4 protein-coding genes are annotated in these 4392 nt (G+C 42.3%); all 4 read left to right on the forward strand.

All coding sequences use genetic code 11. The features are described from left to right. The first annotated feature begins 280 nt into the window (after positions 1-280). The 4 genes from Q0081_RS31400 (at position 281) to Q0081_RS31415 (ending at position 4152) form a co-directional block, all read left to right on the forward strand. The gene (locus Q0081_RS31400) at positions 281-697 is read left to right on the forward strand and encodes a hypothetical protein (RefSeq protein WP_298363021.1); all 417 of its coding nucleotides are present in this window, start codon (positions 281-283) and stop codon (positions 695-697) included. 82 nt (positions 698-779) lie between these two features. Next, positions 780-1436, forward strand: coding sequence for an HNH endonuclease signature motif containing protein (locus Q0081_RS31405; protein WP_298363023.1), 657 nt, complete (start codon positions 780-782; stop codon positions 1434-1436). 44 nt (positions 1437-1480) lie between these two features. Next, positions 1481-2902, forward strand: coding sequence for a class II fumarate hydratase (fumC, locus tag Q0081_RS31410; RefSeq protein WP_298363024.1), 1422 nt, complete (start codon positions 1481-1483; stop codon positions 2900-2902). Between the two features lie 200 nt (positions 2903-3102). Beyond that, positions 3103-4152, forward strand: coding sequence for a hypothetical protein (locus Q0081_RS31415; RefSeq protein ID WP_298363026.1), 1050 nt, complete (start codon positions 3103-3105; stop codon positions 4150-4152). Positions 4153-4392: the final 240 nt, after the last annotated feature.

A 4392-nucleotide genomic window follows, 5' to 3' on the forward strand; every position in this document is an offset into this window, starting at 1 on the left:
AATGAACTTAATAACAGGCCAAGAAAAAGACATGATTTTCAAACACCAAATCAAATTTTTAATCAATTAACTAACCATCAAGAAGTTGCATTTGTAACTTGAATCCTGCCCTCTATTTATAGACAAGTAGCAAATGCAGTACCACCAAGATTAGCCGAAGCAGTTGCTAAACTATTTCCATTAGATATGTATGAGAATTCCGAGCAAACCTTTTCCGAATTACAAATGGCGTTGGGCTGAATATACTCCAACTGAAGGCTTAAATAACCCAGTAAGATTCATGGGTATAGTGAGAGCTATCTACAAGCATCAGGGAAAGCCTAAAAGCACCACTGATATCCATGAAGATTTACGTAAAGTTGAACTGGAAACAAATCAACTTACTGGCGAAGCTATAACTTTGGCACGGGAAGGTAAGCGTAATTTATTTCGTAACTCTGATCGGTATTGGAAAGCATTAGGCTTGTTAGAACCCAAAAGCAGAAAATTTCAACTTACCTCTTTTGGCAACAAATTAGCTGAAGGTAAAATCACTCAAAACGAGTTTGCTATTTCAGTTATTAAGACCCTTAGCTTACCCAATGAGCATATTGAGCCGAAAAACGAAATCGAAACTTGGGAGTCAAATAAACTCAGAATCAAACCTTTAGAGCTGATTTTGCAAATCATTAAAGCACTATTACGAAAATTTTGGTGAAAAGAACAGTTATCTAACCCCGTTTGAATTACAGAAAATAGTTATTCCCTACGCTGGTGATAACGCAACATTAGAGGAATACGTGATTGCGATTCAAGCCTATAGAAATGGCAGTTTGGATGTTGATACCTTCCCTAACTGTGCAACCCTGGCAAATGACAAAAGAATGGTACGCGAGTTTTTACTTTTTCTATCCCACTATGGGTTTTGTGACAGAATTCAATCCGGCAGAAAAAGTATTGCGGATGAAAAGTATAGTTTACGAAAAGATTTCATTTATGAAATTGATGAAATCAGTAGAATACCCTCTTTAAACATCGAAGTTGGAAATGTAGTAAAAGAGCTTAGACGCAATCCGGTAATAGTTGACATTGAAAGGCAAAAAGTAATGACAAGGGTATTAGCAAGACCTCAACAGGCTAATTTTCGTAAACAGGTACTCTCCAAATTTGATTATACCTGTCTGCTGACAGGCGAAAAATTAGGTATTGTTTTAGAAGCCTGTCATATTATCCCTGTAGAAAACAAAGGTAACGATGTCTATGAAAATGGATTTTGTTTTAGGTCGGATATTCATATACTTTATGACACAAAAAATATACGAATAAGACCCGATGGACACATAGAATATTCAGAAGCTTTACAACAAAGTATTAGTTATGCAAATCTGCCGACGCATATTAAAATCCCGGATTTTATTTCTGAAGAAGCCTTAAATTGGCGTTATGATTATTATTAAGAATTCACTAATCGCGGCGGCGAATCACTCAATCAATCAAAATAATGGAATACCGTATCGAAAAAGACACCATGGGCAAGGTAGAAGTACCAGCTCACGTGTATTGGGGCGCACAAACCCAGCGCTCTATTATGAATTTCCCGATTGCTCAAGACATTAATAAAATGCCCAAGGAAATCATTCGGGCGTTTGCATACCTGAAAAAAGCCGCTGCCATCACCAATTTTGAGGCAGGCATCCTTCCCGAAGACAAGAAAAACCTGATTGCTCAGGTATGTGACGAAATTTTGGACGGCAAACTCAACGACCAATTTCCGTTGGTGGTTTGGCAAACAGGTTCAGGAACCCAGTCAAATATGAACTGCAACGAAGTGATCGCCTACCGCGCCCACGTTATCAACGGTGGGTCATTGTTGGATGAAAAGAAATTTTTGAATCCCAACGACGACGTCAACAAATCGCAATCATCGAACGATACGTTCCCAACGGCAATGCACATTGCGGCGTATCAGATTTTGAGCAAAATAACCATTCCGGGCATCGAAAAACTCCGTGACACACTCCAAGCCAAGTCGGAAGCCTTCAAGGATGTGGTAAAAATCGGTCGCACCCACTTCATGGACGCTACTCCGCTGACGCTCGGTCAGGAATTTTCGGGCTATGTATCACAATTGAATCACGGACTTCGCGCCATTAAAAATACCTTGGCGCATTTGTCAGAATTGGCGTTGGGCGGTACGGCTGTAGGTACGGGAATCAATACCCCCAAAGGTTATTCGGAAAATGTAGCCGGTCACATTGCCGCTTTGACAGGTCTTCCTTTCATTACGGCTGAAAACAAATTTGAAGCCCTTGCCGCTCACGATGCTATTGTTGAATCTCACGGTGCGTTGAAAACCGTCGCTGTGAGTTTGATGAAAATTGCCAATGACGTTCGGATGTTGTCATCAGGCCCTCGTGCGGGTATTGGTGAAATTCACATTCCTGACAACGAACCGGGCAGCTCTATCATGCCCGGCAAAGTAAACCCTACACAGTGCGAAGCCATGACAATGGTGGCCTGTCAGGTAATGGGTAATGACGTAGCTATTAACATTGGCGGTTCAAACGGTCACTTTGAGTTGAACGTGTTCAAGCCGGTAATGATCTATAACTTCCTGCACTCGGCCCGTTTGATCGGGGATGTCTGCGTGGCGTTCAATGACAAATGTGCCGTGGGTATCGAGCCATTGACTGAAAATATCCGTAAGCACGTTCACAATTCATTGATGTTAGTAACGGCGTTGAACCCCAAAATCGGGTATTACAACGCCGCTGCCATTGCACAGGACGCTCACAAACGCGGCATCACGCTCAAACAGGCTTCCTTAGAATTTGAATTGAAAGGCTTGGACTTCACGCACATGACGTCAGAGCAGTTTGACGAATGGGTTCGTCCTGAAGACATGGTGGGTGGGTTGAAATAGTTTACGATTTTTACGTTTTCTGGTTACAGGTTTATGTTGAGTCGGTTGCTAAGAGCAGCCGACTTTTTTTGTTTCCTAAAACGCCTCAAAACACAAATCCAACGCCTTAGAATCCTGAAAAAGCGGTTTGCTCAATGCATTTGGGAGAGAAATAGATTCAGAAATACCTTTGAAAAATTTCTCATAAACAGCCTGAATCAATGAACATCATAGGCAATTTAGCCCTCATCATTACCGCTCTTTGTTACTTTGGTCTTGCCTCCATGGCAGGAAAACCTACTCCCGGCGGCGACGCGGGCGTGGGGCACGCGTTCGCCCTTTTCTTTTTATTTATAGGATTGGTCGTTGGGCTCATCATTACTACAGGCATCATTTTTCTAAAAGGTGATTTTGAATGGGTTTCGGCTATTCCTTCCCTTCGAAACTCGTTGGTTGTTGCCGGGATAGTATCACTGCTGGTGATGGCTTTTTACACCGCTATGGGAGAAGGCGGTGCCCCTTGGATTGTTAAATTTCTCGGAAAATATACCATTGTCTGGCTGATGCCGCCCGTTTTAGTAGGCGGATTTATGTTGCTGAACCCTTCATTACAGACGTATGTGCCGAGCGCTGTCTGGCAGTGGCCGTTCAAGGCTATTATATCGGTGAGCATTTTATGCTGTGTGTTGATGGTGGGAGAATGGCTCGTGCGTATCCCCGGCAACTTGGCTCAACAAGCCACTGCAAGAAAAGCGTACGACGATACTCGAAGACAGGAGTTTTTAGCCCAAATTGAACGGAATAACCCCAAGACCGAAATGGTCCTGATTCTGGTTTTTACCACCAAATACCAAGATAAAGCAGTGCGGGAAGCAGCCCTTGCTAAAATCAAATCCAACCCGCAATGGCAGGAATATCTCGTAGACCGCTTACAAACCCCTTGGGCAGACGAGATTTTTCGTTTTCTGGCTGACAATGATGTAGAAAACAGACAGCTTTTTGCCGAGTCCATCAAAACGGGAATTTTGATGATGGCCGAAAAATTTAAGGACGGTATGGAACGTACCCATACATTTCACGAAGGTCAATTTTATACTGAAACAGAATCGGTATTACAAACACTGGAAAAATTCAAGGACTTTGGCGTTGATTACGTACCTGCCGTTCGCAAACTGAGGAAGGCGTTGGATACTCGCCTGAAAAGTTATCAGCACGCAGCCAATTTAAGATGCATTCCTTTACTGGACGCGTGGCTAAAAAACCACTCCTAATATTCTCTATCTCTTTTGATTTGTTTTTTACGATTCAATTACCAAAACAGACGGTTTAAGAATTTGAAAATACGGTTCAATGACACTGTATTTTCAGATTGGAACGTGTCGCCTACTTTTGAACCCTAACTCCGCCAAGAAATTACGTAATAGCTACTTGGAGTTTAGAGAGTAGTTTTTGGGTTTGGTTGGTTATGGGCTCAAGCACCCAATTGCCATTGATTCTTACTTTTCTAACCT

Source organism: Runella sp. (genome assembly GCF_027484545.1).
Taxonomy (GTDB): Bacteria; Bacteroidota; Bacteroidia; order Cytophagales; family Spirosomataceae; genus Runella.

Coding starts and splice junctions, on each gene's coding strand:
- Q0081_RS31400 (WP_298363021.1), top strand. CDS start 281: ATGGGTATAGTGAGAGCTATCTACAAGCATCAGGGAAAGCCTAAAAGC.
- fumC (WP_298363024.1), top strand. CDS start 1,481: ATGGAATACCGTATCGAAAAAGACACCATGGGCAAGGTAGAAGTACCA.
- Q0081_RS31415 (WP_298363026.1), top strand. CDS start 3,103: ATGAACATCATAGGCAATTTAGCCCTCATCATTACCGCTCTTTGTTAC.